The 15,922-nt window shown below is 58.4% G+C and carries 16 protein-coding genes; 6 read left to right on the top strand and 10 right to left on the bottom strand.

All coding sequences use genetic code 11. The annotated features are described in order from the left end of the window. Positions 1–57 precede the first annotated feature (57 nt). From C8265_RS03165 to C8265_RS03140, 6 genes are all read right to left on the bottom strand, one after another. A complete protein-coding gene (locus tag C8265_RS03165) occupies positions 58–1,164 on the bottom strand; it encodes an SPFH domain-containing protein (RefSeq protein ID WP_108482554.1) in 1,107 nt (368 codons plus the stop codon). 122 nt (positions 1,165–1,286) lie between these two features. Then, positions 1,287–2,249 carry a DUF2927 domain-containing protein gene (locus C8265_RS03160; RefSeq protein WP_240610958.1) on the bottom strand — a complete coding sequence of 321 codons (963 nt, stop codon included), beginning with the start codon at positions 2,247–2,249 and terminating at the stop codon, positions 1,287–1,289. A 5-nt stretch (positions 2,250–2,254) separates the two neighbouring features. Further along, the gene (locus C8265_RS03155; RefSeq protein WP_108482553.1) at positions 2,255–3,445 is read right to left on the bottom strand and encodes a toxic anion resistance protein; all 1,191 of its coding nucleotides are present in this window, start codon (positions 3,443–3,445) and stop codon (positions 2,255–2,257) included. A gap of 29 nt (positions 3,446–3,474) precedes the next feature. Then, positions 3,475–4,362, bottom strand: a complete 888-nt coding sequence (locus tag C8265_RS03150) for a 5-bromo-4-chloroindolyl phosphate hydrolysis family protein (protein ID WP_108482552.1) — start codon at positions 4,360–4,362, stop codon at positions 3,475–3,477. A gap of 1 nt (position 4,363) precedes the next feature. Beyond that, a complete protein-coding gene (locus C8265_RS03145; RefSeq protein WP_108482551.1) occupies positions 4,364–4,567 on the bottom strand; it encodes a hypothetical protein in 204 nt (67 codons plus the stop codon). A gap of 227 nt (positions 4,568–4,794) precedes the next feature. After that, on the bottom strand, positions 4,795–5,601 hold the full coding sequence (locus C8265_RS03140; RefSeq protein ID WP_108482550.1) for a pseudouridine synthase: 807 nt from the start codon (positions 5,599–5,601) through the stop codon (positions 4,795–4,797). 155 nt (positions 5,602–5,756) lie between these two features. Here C8265_RS03140 and dut point away from each other — a divergent pair, with 155 nt between their 5' ends. The 5 genes from dut (at position 5,757) to C8265_RS03115 (ending at position 11,048) form a co-directional block, all read left to right on the top strand. Further along, positions 5,757–6,212, top strand: a complete 456-nt coding sequence (dut, locus tag C8265_RS03135; RefSeq protein ID WP_476703831.1) for a dUTP diphosphatase — start codon at positions 5,757–5,759, stop codon at positions 6,210–6,212. 62 nt (positions 6,213–6,274) lie between these two features. Continuing rightward, the gene (locus tag C8265_RS03130) at positions 6,275–7,321 is read left to right on the top strand and encodes a HesA/MoeB/ThiF family protein (RefSeq protein WP_108482548.1); all 1,047 of its coding nucleotides are present in this window, start codon (positions 6,275–6,277) and stop codon (positions 7,319–7,321) included. 54 nt (positions 7,322–7,375) lie between these two features. Then, positions 7,376–8,167, top strand: a complete 792-nt coding sequence (locus C8265_RS03125; protein WP_108482547.1) for a transporter substrate-binding domain-containing protein — start codon at positions 7,376–7,378, stop codon at positions 8,165–8,167. Between the two features lie 6 nt (positions 8,168–8,173). Next, the gene (locus C8265_RS03120; RefSeq protein ID WP_240610957.1) at positions 8,174–8,962 is read left to right on the top strand and encodes an amino acid ABC transporter permease; all 789 of its coding nucleotides are present in this window, start codon (positions 8,174–8,176) and stop codon (positions 8,960–8,962) included. A 58-nt stretch (positions 8,963–9,020) separates the two neighbouring features. After that, a complete protein-coding gene (locus C8265_RS03115) occupies positions 9,021–11,048 on the top strand; it encodes a M3 family metallopeptidase (protein WP_108482546.1) in 2,028 nt (675 codons plus the stop codon). Between the two features lie 72 nt (positions 11,049–11,120). On the opposite strand, the gene C8265_RS03110 is transcribed toward C8265_RS03115, so the two are convergent. Together C8265_RS03110 and trxB are read right to left on the bottom strand one after the other, a co-directional pair. Next, positions 11,121–12,839, bottom strand: a complete 1,719-nt coding sequence (locus C8265_RS03110; RefSeq protein WP_108482545.1) for a bifunctional sulfate adenylyltransferase/adenylylsulfate kinase — start codon at positions 12,837–12,839, stop codon at positions 11,121–11,123. A 187-nt stretch (positions 12,840–13,026) separates the two neighbouring features. After that, the gene (gene trxB / locus C8265_RS03105; RefSeq protein WP_108482942.1) at positions 13,027–14,031 is read right to left on the bottom strand and encodes a thioredoxin-disulfide reductase; all 1,005 of its coding nucleotides are present in this window, start codon (positions 14,029–14,031) and stop codon (positions 13,027–13,029) included. Between the two features lie 175 nt (positions 14,032–14,206). On the opposite strand from trxB, the gene C8265_RS03100 reads away from it, so the two are divergent. Next, entirely contained in the window at positions 14,207–14,707 is a 501-nt protein-coding gene (locus C8265_RS03100; RefSeq protein WP_108482544.1) for an Lrp/AsnC family transcriptional regulator, read from the top strand. On the opposite strand, the gene C8265_RS03095 is transcribed toward C8265_RS03100, so the two are convergent. Together C8265_RS03095 and C8265_RS19400 are read right to left on the bottom strand one after the other, a co-directional pair. Then, complete coding sequence (locus C8265_RS03095; protein WP_164512255.1) at positions 14,704–15,492, bottom strand: Hint domain-containing protein; 789 nt, start codon at positions 15,490–15,492, stop codon at positions 14,704–14,706. The genes C8265_RS03100 and C8265_RS03095 overlap by 4 nt on opposite strands. A 221-nt stretch (positions 15,493–15,713) precedes the next feature. Next, the gene (locus C8265_RS19400; protein ID WP_164512254.1) at positions 15,714–15,860 is read right to left on the bottom strand and encodes a hypothetical protein; all 147 of its coding nucleotides are present in this window, start codon (positions 15,858–15,860) and stop codon (positions 15,714–15,716) included. Positions 15,861–15,922: the final 62 nt, after the last annotated feature.

Raw genomic sequence — 15,922 nt, 5'->3', positions numbered from 1 at the left:
CCTTTGGTTAAAAACGAAGCACCGGATCCAAGCCGTACAAAGGCGCGCGGGCTGGCATCATACGCCCGGCGGCGGGGGCGGCGGCATCACAGTGAACAACTGGGCCAATTCGCCCACATCTTCGGCCCGCATCCATCCATCCTGGCCTTGGGTCCAGACATGGGTATCGCGGCGCAAGGTGCCGTCGGTTACCATGCGCCCCAGGCTGGCCTTGGAAAATGGCCCCTTGGTCGCGCCATTTTCGGCGATGTGCCAAACGTGTTCAACAGGTGGCGGGGGCGGGGGGGCTGGGGCGACGGGGCGTGGCCCCCACGGGCCGGTTTGCGCCATCTGTCCGCCCATGGCCATGCCCATGCCCGCGCCCATTCCGGTGGCCATTGCCGCGCCTGCCGCGCTTTCGGCATTGCCCAATGCCTCGGCGGTTTGAAACTGTGTATAGCGATTCAGATCACCGACCACGCCCATCGAGGTGCGTTTGTCCAACACCGCCTCAACCGCCGGAGGAAGCGAGATATTTTCGACATATAATTCAGGAATAACAAGGCCATAGGATGTGATTGTTTCGCTGATCTTTTCCGCCACAAGTCGCCCCAGATCGCGGGTGTTGGCCGCCATGTCCAAAACAGGAATCCCCGATGTGGCCAGAACGCGGGAAAATTCCTGTACGATGATGTTGCGGATTTGATAGCTGATTTCATTCATCGTGAATTCGCCATCGGTGCCAACAATTTCCGACATGAACCGTGCCGGATCAGACACTTTGACCGTATAGGTGCCATAGGCGCGCACGCGGGTCGGGCCAAATTCGGGATCGCGCAGGATGATCGGGTTTTTCGTGCCCCATTTCAGATCGGAAAACCGGGTGGTGTTGATAAAATAGATTTCCGATTTGAACGGGCTTTTGAATCCATGATCCCAGTGTTGCAGGCTGGTCATGATCGGCATGTTGTTGGTTTCCAACATATACAGACCGGGGGTGAACACATCGGCCAACTGGCCCTCATGGATGAACACCGCCGCCTGGCCTTCGCGCACGGTCAGTTTGGCACCGTATTTGATTTCGTGACCGTGGCGTTCAAACCGCCACACCATGGTATCGCGGGTGTCGTCCGTCCAATGAATGACATCGATGAATTGGCCGGACAGAAAATCGAAAATTGACATGTTACCCTCTTGTCTGCGCGGCGCGATCAAACCATGAATTTTTGCGCGGGCCAAGGGCCTTGACCCGATGGTGCGGTTGCGTCGGCATCATATCCGCCGAACCGGCCGGGTTGCGCATTTGTTCAACTTTCGCCGCCCATTAATTCGGCGGCGATGATCTGTGCCACGCGGCGCGCCTGAAACTGGTTCATGCCCGGGCGCATCCGTTTATCATAAAGCATTTTCAACAGCATTTCATCATGGGTGGTCAGCAACGCGAATTCTTCGTCATCGTTGAAAATGGATGGCCGCGCGGCGGGGCTGTCGTTTGACAGGCCCAGCCCTTGGGTGATTTCTTCGTGCAGACAGGACAGGCGCAACAGATCGGGATGTTCGGCGCGAATAATCGCAACGGCCTGGGTGTATCGCCCGGAATTATCGCCATCCAACGCGAACACCAGACAATAGGACGAGCGCGGCATGTCGGTGACCGTGCGCACCGCCAGATCGCTGATGCCGGGCACCAGTTTGCGCAAACGCGGGCCAAGGGCGCGGCGCTCGGCCTCGTTGACGATGAAAATGTTGTAATTCCCGCCTGAACTGACCTGGCTGATCGGCAGGCCCGTGAGACGGCTGAGCCGGGCGGCAAAACCGGCGATCACGGCGCGGTCCTTGGTGCGGGTGGCGGCGGGAACGGTGGCGCCGAATTCGACCTCCATCCGCACCGGAATTTCCCAACGGTGCAGGCGGCTGGCGGTTGGACGCGCAATCAGCGCCCCACCGACGCTGGCATATTCTTCATAAAGCGCGATGCGAATGAAATTTTCCACCAACTGGCGCGCGCCAAACGGGGTATCGGCCCCGCCGCCGTCACGGCGCAACAGCCCCTGCGCCAGCAGACTGTTTTGAACCCGCAGATAATATTGCGCCAATTCCCGGCTTTCGGCATCGGGAACCGCTGCAGGTTTGGGTTTCGGGGCGGGCTGGGCCAGTTTTTCGGGCCGCGCGGGCGGGCGCGGCACCGGATCAACCGCCACGGGTGTCTCACATCCCGCGGCCCCGATCAGCGCCAGAAATGCGCCCGTTATGCCCCACCCGGCCCGCACTCCATTCAGCCCGGAATTGACGTGGCGGGGGTGTCGGCGGGGCCGGTGCTCCGGGACTTGGCCGATGACAGGGTGTCTTTCAATTCGGCCTCCATCTTGCGCAGCTCCTCTTCGGCGGCGGCGCGTTTGGCTTTACCCTCATCCGCGATCTGCAGCGATTCCTGAATCGTGGCGATCAGATCGGCATTGGCGGTTTTCACGGCTTCGATGTCGAACACGCCACGCTCCATTTCTTGGCGCACCACGCGATTTGAATCGCGCAGGTTCTTGGCGTTTGAGGTCAGCAATTCATTGGTCAGGTCATTGGCCTCGCGCACCGATTCCGCCGCCTCGCGCGAACGTTGGATCGTCACCGCCTGGGCCAGTTGGGTTTCCCACAGGGGCACGGTGTTCACCAAGGTGCTGTTGATTTTCGTCACCAGAGATTTGTCGTTTTCCTGAACCAATCGGATGCTGGGCAGGGATTGCATGGTGACCTGACGGGTCAGTTTCAGATCATGCACCCGACGCTCAAGATCATCGCGCGCGGCGCGCAGATCGCGCAACTGCTGGGCAATCATCACACCTTTGTCTTCTGGCGCGGCGTCAACCTCGGCCTGCTTTTCGGCAATCTCATTTGCGTCCAGGCGTTTCAGTTTTTCTTCGCCGGCAGCGATATACAGGGCCAGTTCGTCATAGAAGGCGAGGGTCTTATCATACAGGATATCAAGCGATTTGATATCCTTGAGCAGGGTGTGTTCATGGGTCAGCAGCGTGTCGGTGATGCTGTCGATCTGGCCTTGCACGTCTTCGAACCGGGCGGTGAATTTCGCCATCGGGGCCATTTGCCCGGTCAGCTTTTCCCACCATGACCGTTTGCGCCGCACATCCAGTTCCGACACCGAAAAGCCGCGAATCGTCGTCACGATCTGGCGCAGGCTGTCGCCCGCGGGCCCGACATCCTTGTTGCGCACATCGGCCAGCATGGATTGGCTGATCACCTGCAATTCGGCTTGGGCGTTCGATCCGAAGGATACGATGGAATTCGTATCATCCATATCGATCTCGGCGATCCGGCTTTCGATTTCAGCGGCCACCGGGGCCTCGGCCAATTCAAACGGAATAACCTCGGTCGTGGGTTCCGACAGCACAACCGCCGCCACCTGATCAACTTCGGATGTGGTGCTGGCGGCCTTTTGGGCAACGGTGTTGGGCATAGGTTACTCTCCCTCGGGAATATTTATAGTTAACGGTCAATCGGACCGCGTGCCAAGCCTTCGCGCGCCAGACGGTCGCGCAAAACCTCGATTTCCACATCCAGATCGCTGCGATCTTCCAAAAGCAGCTTTTGCGTGCGTGCTGCGAAGCCCTGTTCCAGATCATCCAGAAGCGCCATGTAATCGGCACGGGCCTTGGCATCGCGGGTGCGGGCGTAGATATCGGCGAATTTCGCCGTCGCATCGCGCGCACCCAAAAGATAAACGCCCAGAAATTTGCGCGCGGCGGTTAAATCGCGGGGGTCTTCTTCGACTGTGCGGCACATGTCACGCGCGGTGGCGATAAACCGATCCACCCGGGTTTCGGCGGGGCGGTCGCCCGCGCGCAGAATGGCGTCTTTCATCGATTTCAAATGCGCCTCGGCCTCGTCCACGACGCGCGCCACACGGTCGGCCTGAAACTGATCAACCCCGGCCACGCCCTTGTCGCGCCAGGGATCAGCGCCAAACGCCAAAAAATGCAACCCACCGCCCAGCCCGGCAAAAATCACCGGTGCGACCAGATCGCCCCCCGCAGCGCCCGCCACCGCCAGGCCCAGCCCGGTCAGCACCGCGCCAAACAATTTGCGGGGAATGGCGGGGCGTTTGGCCACCTTGCGGGCATCGAATGCCTCGTGCGCCAACACGCCTTCGCGGGTCAGCCATGCGGCAAGCATCAGAATGCCAAATGCGACCAAATTAAACGCCAGACCAGCGGGGTCTTTGAAAAACGCAAAGATCACCAATGGAAAAGGGGCCACAAACAGCGCGTTGACCAAGGCACCGGCGCGCGAGGGCGATTTGCCCTCCCATTGGGGGCGGTTTGGGGCGTTTGTGGGGCCATCGGGGCTGTGTTTGCCACCAAATCGTTGCGCCATCTCAGGCGCCTCCCCAGATCGAAACATATAGGATAAGCGCCAGCAGCAGGATGCCGGATAGTCGTTGCATGGTTCCATTCCCCATCTCGGCCCGCGCCAATTGCGCCCGCCCGGCCTGGGCCATACGCCCCACGCCGTTGGCCACACCCATGGCCAAACCCATCAAAACCGCCAGAAACAGCAGCACGATTATCAATCTGGCCATAACAAAAGGCCCCTTCGATTCAATAAAACCAATCTAAGCCATCACACCGGATATTCACAGGGTCCAGCCCGTAATGGGCCGCGTTTTACCGGAAAATTTCCGCCGATACCTCGATCAATTCGCCCGGACGATTGGGGCAATGCCTAAAAATCAATCACCCGGTCCACAAAGCACCAATTGCAATGCGAATGGAAACAAGCGCGCAGCACGGGCAAAGTTCCGATAATTTATTTGCGGGTTCGCTGGGCGCCCTTGTCTGATCCGGCTTGGCGTGTTCGCGCGGGTTTCAAACGCGGCGCGCCTTCCATGCCCAACTGATCGCGCATGACGCGGCCTTTGATTTCTTCCACCTCACCGGGTTTCAGATCGTTCAGGCGGAATGGCCCATAGCTGATGCGGATCAACCGGCCCACTTTCAACCCGACACTGTCAAGCACGCGGCGCACTTCGCGGTTCTTGCCTTCGCGCAGACCAACGGTCAGCCAGGCATTCGCGCCCTTTTGCCGATCAAGGGTGATTTCCATGCCCTGAAACCGTTCGCCATCAATCGTAACACCGCGCCGCAAGGGGGCGAGATCGGGTTCGTTCGGGGTGCCGTTGACCCGCACCCGGTATTTGCGCAACCAGCCGGTGCTGGGCAATTCCAACTGGCGTTTGATGCCGCCATCATTGGTCAGCAAAAGCAACCCTTCCGAGTTCAGATCAAGCCGCCCGACCGACATCACCCGTGGCATTCCCTCGGGCAGATTATCAAACACCGTGGGGCGGCCTTTTTCGTCGCGCGCGGTGGTCACCAGACCGACAGGTTTGTGATACAGCCACAGGCGCGGCGGCGCGGGTGGTTCAACCGGTTTGTCATCAACCGTGATCACATCCGCCTCGGTCACGTTCAGGGCGGGCGATGAAATATGCCGCCCGTTCACCTTGACGCGGCCAGCTTCGATCATCCGCTCGGCGTCGCGGCGGCTGGCAATTCCGGCGCGGGCCAGAACCTTGGCGATTCGATCACCGGACGGAGGGGAAGGTTTATCCATCCGTCACCTTTACTGTGCCTGCGGCACGGTTGAAAGGGTGGACGACGCATTCTGGCGGGGGTTTGCGCATTTGGCCGGCTTGACCTGAGCGGCGGTCGTGACATTTGGAAGGTAGATGGTTTAATGCGGCCCCCGGTGTATCGTGGAGGATTGGCGTGCAGATCAAGATTATGGATTCCAGAGTGTCGGATTGGGGCCCGCCCCGATACCAGACCGAAGGCGCGGCAGGTGTGGATTTGTACGCCTGCACCGAAGGCATTGCGCACATCACACCTCAAGAACCGGCTGTTCTGATCCGTTCGGGAATCGCGATTTCCTTTGATGATTTTTCCCTTGCCGGGCTGGTTTTGCCAAGATCGGGGTTGGGCCATAAAAAGGGTCTGGTGCTGGGCAATACGGTCGGGTTGATTGATCCCGATTATAATGGCGAGATCCTGATCAGTGTTTGGAACCGCAATCCGGCGGGCACGGCGCCGATTGAAATTCACCCCGGAGAACGGATTGGCCAGTTGGTATTTGTCCCGATTGTGCGGCCCGTGTTTGAGGTTGTCGATCAGTTCAGCCAACAGACAGCGCGCGGCGCGGGCGGATTCGGATCGACCGGCGGCTGAAAGTGCGCGGGCGTTTGGGAAACCGGACGACGGATTGAAATTGGTAAGGGTGGCATAACAGCATGGCGTTGGTTTTGATCTTTGCGGCCGCCCTTTGGGCCTTTGGCCATTGGATGAAGGTGCCGGTTCAGGCGCGTCAGATCATGGTGGGCCTGTTGTTTCTGGCGGTGCTGGCGTTGCAAATCGTCCTGCCCGATGGCCACCCGTTGCGCGAATCCACCGGCGGGTCGGCGGGCGAATGGTTGGTTCTGGCGGGTTTGGCTGGGCTGATCTGGTTGTATTCCTTTGGTCTGAAACGGCTGCGCCGACGGGTGCGCCCGGAAAACCGCCCCCCCGCCCCAAGCGGCGCATTTGAAGGGGCCGAATTGGACCGCTACGCGCGCCATATCATGTTGCGCGAAATTGGCGGGCCGGGGCAGCGGGCGTTGAAAAACGCACGGGTTCTGGTGATTGGCGCCGGGGGGCTGGGATCACCGGCGATGCTGTATCTTGCGGCCTCGGGAGTTGGCACCATTGGCGTGATTGATGACGATGTGGTCGAAGGCAGCAATCTGCAACGCCAGATCATTCACACCGACGCCCGGATTGGCATCCCCAAGGTGTTTTCCGCCGAAGCCGCGATGAAGGCGTTGAACCCATGGTTAGAGGTGCGCCCCTATCATCGCCGCCTTGATGGTGAAATCGCCCCTGATCTGTTTGCCGATTACGATCTGGTTCTGGATGGCACCGACAATTCCGACACCCGGTATCTTGTCAATCGCGCGGCTTATTCTGCGGGTATCCCTTTGATTTCTGGTGCTTTATCACAGTGGGAGGGGCAGATCAGCATTTTTGACCCGACCAACGGCACGCCGTGTTATCAATGTATTTTCCCCGAACCCGCCGCGCGCCATGTTGCGCCCAGTTGCGCCGAGGCGGGCGTGCTTGGCCCGTTGCCCGGCGTGATCGGCGCGATGATGGCCGCCGAAGCGGTAAAAGAGATCACCAAGGCGGGGCAGGGGCTGCGCGGGCGGATGTTGATCTGGGATGCACTGTATCAGGAAACGCGCATGATCACCCTGAAGCGGCGGCGCGATTGTGCCACATGCGGCGTCTCTGACAGGGCTTGAGCCTGTGCGCGGTGCCGCATAAGTTGCGCCAAATCCAACAGGAGCCTGCCCCCGATGAAACCCTTGTTCGCCCTGGCCGTTGCGGCCACATTCACCCTGAGCGCCGCCCATGCCGACGGCCATCTGCCCGATTTGCAGGGGCGCGCAATCGCAGTGGTGACTGAAAACGCCTACCCGCCTTTGCAATTCGTCGATCCGGCGTCGGGCCAGGCTATCGGGTGGGAATATGACGCGATGGCGGAAATCGCCAAACGGCTGAATATCGTTGTGGAATATGAAAACACCAGCTGGGATGCGATGATTCCCGCCGTGGCCCAAGCGCAATATGATATGGGCATGACCGGCATCACCATCCGCGAAGACCGCGCCGAGGTTGTGGATTTTTCCGACCCCTATTTGCGCAGTGAAATGATGATGATCGTGGCGGGCGATGAAACCCGGTTTGACGATGCCTCCGGATTTGCCGCTGATCCTGATCTGTTGATCGGCGCACAGCCGGGCACAACCCCGTTTTACGTGGGCATTTATGAGGTATTGGACGGGGATGAATCCAACCCCCGGATGCGATTGTTTGAAACCTTTGGCGCGGCCATTCAGGCCCTGCGCACCGGTGATATTGATCTCGCACTCAGCGATAGCACCGCCGCCAACGGATATGTCACCGCATCCAATGGCGCGCTGAAAATCGTGGGCGAACCCATGGGTGCCGAAGATTTCGGATTTATCTTTCCCCAAGGGTCAGACTTGGTTGCGCCCATCAATGCCGCCATTGCCGATATGCGGGCCGATGGCACATTGGACGCTCTGAACACCAAATGGTTTTTAGACTATAAAATTGGCGGCTAGGCGGGCGTGAACGCGCCACCCCAACGCGAATTCCCGTGGTGGTTGCTGATTGCGGCGGCCCTGGCGGCCTGGATGATGATTCAGGTCGTACGCGATGATTTGTATTTTCAGGTTCTCAATACCCTGTCGCGGGGCATCGCCATCACGCTGTTTGTCACCTTTGTCGGCTTTGCGCTGGCATCGGCCTTGGGGCTGCTGCTGGCGCTGGCGGGGCTGTCGCGCTGGATGATTTTGCGCCAATGCGCGCGGTTTTACATCGAAATCGTGCGTGGCATCCCGATTCTGGTGTTGCTGCTGTATGTCGCGTTTGTGCTGGCCCCCGGTTTGGTTGTGGCGTGGAACTGGGTGTTTGAACCCCTCGGGTTTAATCCGGCGCGCACACGGGATTTTCCGCTGATCTGGCGGGCGATCTTGGCTCTGGTTATCGGATATTCCGCCTTTATCGCCGAAGTGTTTCGCGCCGGTCTGTTATCGGTTGATGTGGGGCAGATCGAGGCGGCCAATGCCCTGGGTCTGAACCGGTGGCAACGGTTTCGCCATATCGTGTTTCCACAGGCGATTCGCATGATCCTGCCGCCCCTGGGCAATGATTTCATCGCGATGATCAAGGATTCCAGCCTGGTGTCTGTTTTGGGCGTGATGGACATCACCCAACTGGGCAAAGTCACGGCAGCGGGCAATTTTCGGTATTTCGAAACCTATAATGTGGTGGCGTTGTTATACCTGATCATGACGGTGTCTTTGTCCCTGTTACTGCGCAAGATTGAGGCGCGGATGCGGCAAACGCCACGCTGACACTGGCAGGATCGGGCGCGATACCCTACCTTAGAGGAAACCCAACAAGGAGCGTTTCGTGACCAACCCCCTTCTTGCCGATTGGCAAACCCCCTTTGGCCTGCCCCCCTTTGCCGATATCAAAGACGAGCAGTTCGATGCCGCCTGCACCGCCGCACTGGACGAGGCACGTGAAAACATCGCCGCCATTGCCGAGAACCGGGATGATCCGACGTTTGCGAACACGATAGAAGCGTTGGAATTGGCCGATCAAAAGCTTAGCCAGGTGTTGGGCACATTTTACACCCTTGCCGGGGCCGATTCAAACCCCGAGCGCGAGGCGTTGCAGCGTGAATTCTCGCCCAAGCTGTCGGCCTATGGATCGGAAATTGCCGGGAACGAAAAACTTTTTGCGCGGATTGAGGCCCTGTGGCTGGGCCGCGAAACCCTGGATCTGAGCGATGAACAGCAGCGCGTGCTGATGCTGACCCGGCGTGGTTTCGTGCGTCAGGGCGCGCAGCTGACCGGATTTGCCAAGGACCGTCTGACCGATGTGAAACAGCGACTGGCGGTGCTGGGCACGCAATTCACCCAAAACCTGCTGGCCGATGAACGCGATTGGTACATGGAACTGGGCGAGGACGATCTGGAAGGGTTGCCTGATTTTCTGATCGCCAGCGCCCGTGCCGCGGGTCAGCAAAAAGGAGTCAAAGGCCCGGTGATCACCCTGTCACGGTCATTGATTGTGCCATTCCTGCAGTTTTCGCCGCGCCGCGATTTGCGCGAAACCGCCTTTGCCGCATGGGAATCGCGCGGCGCAAACGGGGGCGATACAGACAACCGCGATATTGCCGCCGAAATCCTGGCCCTGCGTGATGAGCGGGCCAATCTTTTGGGCTATGACAGCTTTGCGGATTACAAGTTGGAAACCGAAATGGCTGGCACCCCTGCTGCCGTGCGCGATTTGCTGATGAAAGTGTGGGAACCGGCCAAATCCGCCGCCGATGCCGATGCGATCCGCCTGACCGCGATGATGCACAGTGACGGGGTGAATGGTGACCTTGAGCCGTGGGATTGGCGTTATTACAGCGAAAAGCGCCGCGCCGCCGAACATGATCTGGACGAGGCCGCGCTGAAACCCTATCTGCAACTTGACCGGATGATCGAGGCTGCGTTTTCCTGTGCCAACCGTTTGTTCGGGCTGGAGTTTTCACCCATAGACGCGCCGATGTATCACCCCGATGTCCGCGCCTGGGATGTGACCCGCGATGGCAAACACATGGCGGTGTTTATCGGCGATTATTTCGCGCGCAGCGGCAAACGCAGTGGCGCGTGGTGTTCGGCCCTGCGCAGCCAGCAGAAACTGGCCGGGGATATTCGCCCGCATGTGATCAACGTTTGCAACTTTGCCAAACCCAGCGACGGTGAACCGGCGCTGTTGTCCTATGACGATGCGCGCACGCTGTTTCACGAATTTGGCCATGCGTTGCACCAGATGTTGTCGGATGTGACCTATGAATCGATTTCCGGCACCTCTGTGGCGCGGGATTTTGTGGAACTGCCCAGTCAGTTGTACGAACATTGGTTGGAAGTGCCCGAGGTGTTGGGCGAATTTGCCACCCATGCCAAAACCGGGGAGCCGATGCCAAAAGACATGCTGGATCGGCTTTTGGCCGCTTCGACCTATGACATGGGCTTTTCCACGGTGGAATATGTGGCCTCGGCGTTGGTTGATCTTGAATTTCACGGCGAAGACGTGCCCGAAGATCCGATGGCGCGCCAGGCCGAGATTTTGGAAAGCATCGATATGCCCCGCGCCATCCGCATGCGCCACGCCACCCCGCATTTCGCCCATGTGTTTTCTGGCGACGGATATTCATCGGGCTATTACAGTTATATGTGGTCAGAAGTGATGGATGCCGACGCGTTCGAGGCATTCCAGGAGGCGGGCGGCCCGTTTGACAAGGATATGGCGGCCGCGCTGCAAACCCACATTCTGTCGGCAGGTGGATCGCGCGATCCGGCCGAATTGTACACCGCATTCCGCGGGCGGATGCCCGGGGTTGAGGCGCTGCTGAAAGGCCGTGGATTGGTTGCAGATACCTAGTTCATTCTAGTGTGACTGAAACGCAAAGCGCCCCGGGCCATCACCCGGGGCGCTTTTTCGTTTGGAGTGGGCTTAGTTTGACAGGCCGATCAACCCCATGCTTTCCAGTTTCAACAGCACTTGATGGGCGCAGTGATCGACTTCGGTGTTTTCAGTGTCGATGCGCATTTCGGGATTTTCGGGCACATCATAGGGGTCAGAGATGCCGGTAAACTCTTTGATTTTGCCCTCGCGGGCCAGTTTATACAGGCCCTTGCGATCACGGCGTTCGCATTCTTCGATCGACGTGGCCACGTGAATTTCCACAAATGCGCCGAAGTTTTCGACATCTTCGCGCACCGCACGGCGGGTGGTGGCATAGGGCGCGATTGGCGCACAAATGGCGATGCCGCCGTTCTTGGTGATTTCCGACGCGACATAACCGATCCGCCGGATGTTGAGATCGCGGTGTTCCTTGCTGAATCCCAACTCAGACGACAGATGTTTGCGCACGATATCACCGTCCAGCAATGTCACCGGCCGACCGCCCATTTCCATCAGTTTCACCATCAAAGCGTTGGCGATGGTGGATTTTCCCGACCCTGAGAAACCGGTGAAAAACACAGTGAACCCTTGTTTTGCACGGGGCGGTTTGGTGCGGCGCAGCTCTTTCACGACTTCGGGAAATGAGAACCATTCGGGAATTTCCAGACCTTCGGACAATCGACGCCGCAATTCGGTGCCGGAAATGTTCAGAATGGTGACGTTGTCGCGATCTTCGATTTCATCGTTGGGTTCGTATTGGGCGCGCTCTTGCACATATACCATGTGCTTGAAGTCGACCATGGTGATGCCCATTTCCTCTTGATGTTCGCGGAACAGATCCTGCGCATCATAGGGGCCATAGAAATCAACACCTTGGCTGTTTTTGCCAGGGCCGGCATGATCGCGGCCAACGATGAAATGGGTGCAGCCGTGGTTTTTGCGGATCAGGCCGTGCCACACCGCCTCGCGCGGGCCAGCCATGCGCATGGCCAGATTGAGCAGGCTCATGGTTGTGGTGGCCTGCGGGTATTTATCAAGCACCGCCTCATAACACCGCACACGGGTGAAATGATCAACATCGCCGGGCTTGGTCAGCCCGACAACCGGGTGGATCAACAGGTTGGCCTGGGCCTCGCGCGCGGCGCGAAAGGTCAGTTCCTGATGGGCACGGTGCAAGGGATTGCGCGTTTGAAACGCAACAACGCGGCGCCAGCCCATTTTGCGGAAATAGGCACGCAATTCATTGGGGGTGTCACGGCGCGCCTTGAAATCATAATGCACGGGGGGCTGAATGCCGGTGATCGGGCCGCCCAGATATACGGCACCCGCCTGATTGTGCAGATAATTCACCGCCGGATGGGCACTGTCATCGGCGCCGAACACTTTTTCGGCCTCAACGGATTTGTTCGGCACCCATTTGTCGGTGACGGTCATCGTTGCCAGAATCACGCCTTCCTGATCGCGCAGGGCGATATCCTGACCAATCTCGATGGTATCGGCGTATTTTTCGGACACATCCAGGTTGATCGGCATCGGCCACAGGGCGCCATCGGCCAGACGCATGTTTTCGACAACGCCGTTATAATCTTCCTCACTCATGAACCCCTTGAGCGGATTGAAACCGCCGTTCATCAGAAGTTCGAGGTCGCAAATCTGACGCGGCGTCAGATCCCAGGAGGGTAATTCGGCGGCTTCCACCTTCAGTTTCTGGGCGGATTCATAGGAAACATAAAGCTCTGGGATCGGTGCAAGATTATTTTTTTGCATAATGCCTACTCAGGTTTGATCATAAAAAAACGGCGCTTTGACGGGTTGCACCCGCCCTATCGCAAAGTTTTCGCGGTTTGCATAGTGGATCAGCGCGGCAAACCGGCGCATAAATACGGCAAATCGCCATATTCATGTGCCGTTTTGCGCAATGGGGGGCTGCCATGCGCAGCCGACATGGCCCCGCTCAGGCGCCGGCGGTTTCGGGCGCGCCGTGGCCCAGGGGCAGGGTGGTATCGACCCCGTCTTGTTCGCCCTGTTCTGCCAGGAAACGTTCGGCCTCAAGCGCGGCCATACAGCCCATTCCGGCACTGGTGACTGCCTGGCGATAAATGTGATCGGTCAGATCGCCCGCGGCAAACACGCCCGGAATTGATGTTGCCGTACTGTCAGCCTTGGTGACGACATAGCCGCCATTGTGCAATTCCAGTTTGTCTTTCACCAATTCCGATGCGGGGGCATGGCCGATGGCCACAAAGAACCCTTTGCACGGGATTTCGGTAATCGCGCCGGTTTTCACGTTTTTCGCCCGCACGCCGGTGACGCCCAATGGGTTTTCATCGCCCACCACTTCTTCGATCTGATGATCCCACAACATTTCGATTTTCGGGTTGTTGAACAGGCGGTGTTGCAGGATTTTTTCGGCGCGCAATTCGTCGCGGCGATGGACCAGCGTGACCTTTGAGGCGAATTTCGTCAAAAACAGCGCCTCTTCCACAGCCGTGTTGCCGCCCCCGGCAACCACCACTTCGGCGCCGCGATAAAAGAACCCGTCACAGGTGGCACAGGCCGACACGCCAAATCCCTTGAACTTTTCCTCGCTCTCCAGACCCAGCCATTTTGCCTGTGCGCCGGTCGCCAGAATCAGCGCATCGGCGGTATAGGTGGTGCCGCTGTCGGTTTGTGCTGTGAACGGGCGTTTTGACAAATCAACAGACGAGACATAATCCGAGATGATTTCGGCGCCGACTTCCTTGGCGTGGTGTTCCATGCGCACCATCAGATCGGGGCCCATGACGGTGGCATCGCCAGGCCAGTTTTCAACATCTGTGGTGATGGTCAACTGCCCGCCGGGCTGCAAGCCCTGAATCAATACAGGGTCCAACATGGCGCGGGCTGCGTAAATTGCTGCGGTATACCCGGCAGGACCGGAACCGATGATCAAAACCTTGACGTGACGTGCAGATGCCATGATGACCCCCAAAATGTGTATCGCCCAGATATAAGCCGCCCGGGGGGCGGTTGAAACCCCCAACCCCGGTTGCAATCGGGTGGCTGATCAGGCTAAGGATGTTGCGCAAAGTTGAAATATTGTTGCGCCCGATATTTCTGTTTTGTAAGGTTCGCAAAAAAAGGGAAACGCGTGCATGGCCTCGCATAAGTTAGATGTGATCGACCGTAAAATTCTGGCGGAGCTTCAGGCAGATGGGCGGATGACCAATGTTGAATTGGCCAAACGGGTCGGCATTTCGGCACCGCCCTGTTTGCGGCGCGTACGCACGTTGGAAGAATCCGGATTCATTCGCGGGTATCATGCGGATGTGAACGCGCGATCCCTAGGGTTTGAGGTTCAGGTTTTTGCGATGGTTGGTCTGCAAAGTCAGGCCGAGGTTGATCTTTCGGCGTTCGAAACCCGCTGTCGGGAATGGCCGCTGGTGCGCGAATGCCATATGTTGAACGGTGAGGTTGATTTCATTTTGAAATGTGTCGCGCCTGATCTGTCGACATTTCAAACCTTTTTGACCGAACAGCTTACGTCGGCGGCGAATGTGGCCAGCGTGAAAACGTCGCTGGTGATCCGCTGTGCCAAGGATGAACCGGGCGTTCCGTTTGAAATTCTGGAACAGCGCCTGACCAAAGAGGCTTAGGCGGCGAACACCCCGTCTTGCGCCTGTGGCCCCACGCGGGGAAAGGCAAGGCGGCCAAAATCGGAAATCTGGCGCATATGTGGAAACAGCGACAGGTAATGGGCCATCATCGGCGGATCAATCCTGTTTGGGTTGATGTCGCCGGGGTGCATCGATTCCACTTCAACCCCATTGGCAATAAAGGTGCGGTGCGACAGGAACCCCAGATGATAGGTCTGTATGGTTGAAACGGGCGTGATTTCAATCACGCTCATCCCGTCGGCCATAGGCGCGACAGGTTCCAGAATTGCATCGGTGCCGTGGCTGGTGCGTACGGACGGATTGCGGTTCAACAACCGCGCGCCCGGACCCAGCAACAAATCGGGCATCGGGCGGCCCAGGCCAAAGGCATCGGCGGCAATGCGAAACATCCGAAGGGGCGATTCATCTTGTGCGGCGCTGCCGGGGGCGATTGTCATCGCGCCGATCCAAACCAAAGGCGCCAGCCCGGTTGACGTTTCAACCAACATGCCGGGGCACAGATCTTCGACGGCGCAGGGGCCATCGATGGTGGGAATCAACGTGCCACGGCCCAAAGCGCAAAACGCGGATTCAAACAGCGGGATGGCAGGGGCAAGTTTGACCATATCATCAAACTGTCCGGACCGGTCGATCCATTGCACGCTGAACCGGCGCGTCGGGCGGTTTTCGGCCCGCGGGGAAACAGGGGCGCGACGGCGCACTGTCCACTGGGTTGGCGGGGCATCTGTGGTCGTGCCAGGCAGCACGTGGCGGGAATATGTCATGCGAAGCAGCCTTTCGGTCTGTCCACACTGCATCGGCCCCCACCGAATGTGCAGTTGGTACATCTTATGAACATAAATCACCGCCGATGTCAAAATAGATCGTGATAAATCAAGGATCTAGGTAAACAGCTTTTGCCCATGGGTGGCCTTGTCTGTGCCGAATTCTCGCCTCAAAACCCTTGGGTCGCGCGCCAATCCGGTCATGCAAATGCGTGGTCGGATCAGGCGGTCGCTTCTTCGTGGGTGTGCAACAGAGTTGACACTCGGGGCATGGCGGATGCCATTTTACGGGCCTGCCAAGGCATTTTTGGCAATGGCTTCTTGGTTTCTTCCAGGGCGCTCTGCAACCAACGACGTTTGATAGCCATGATGTTTTCCTTACTTTCTGTTCGGGGCGGCCGGTGTGGCCTGCGTTTCATTCGATGATCCT

Origin of the sequence: Oceaniglobus ichthyenteri, from assembly GCF_003057885.1 — a bacterium.
Taxonomy (GTDB): Bacteria; Pseudomonadota; Alphaproteobacteria; order Rhodobacterales; family Rhodobacteraceae; genus Oceaniglobus; species Oceaniglobus ichthyenteri.
This window is presented reverse-complemented; position numbering and strand designations above follow the sequence as displayed.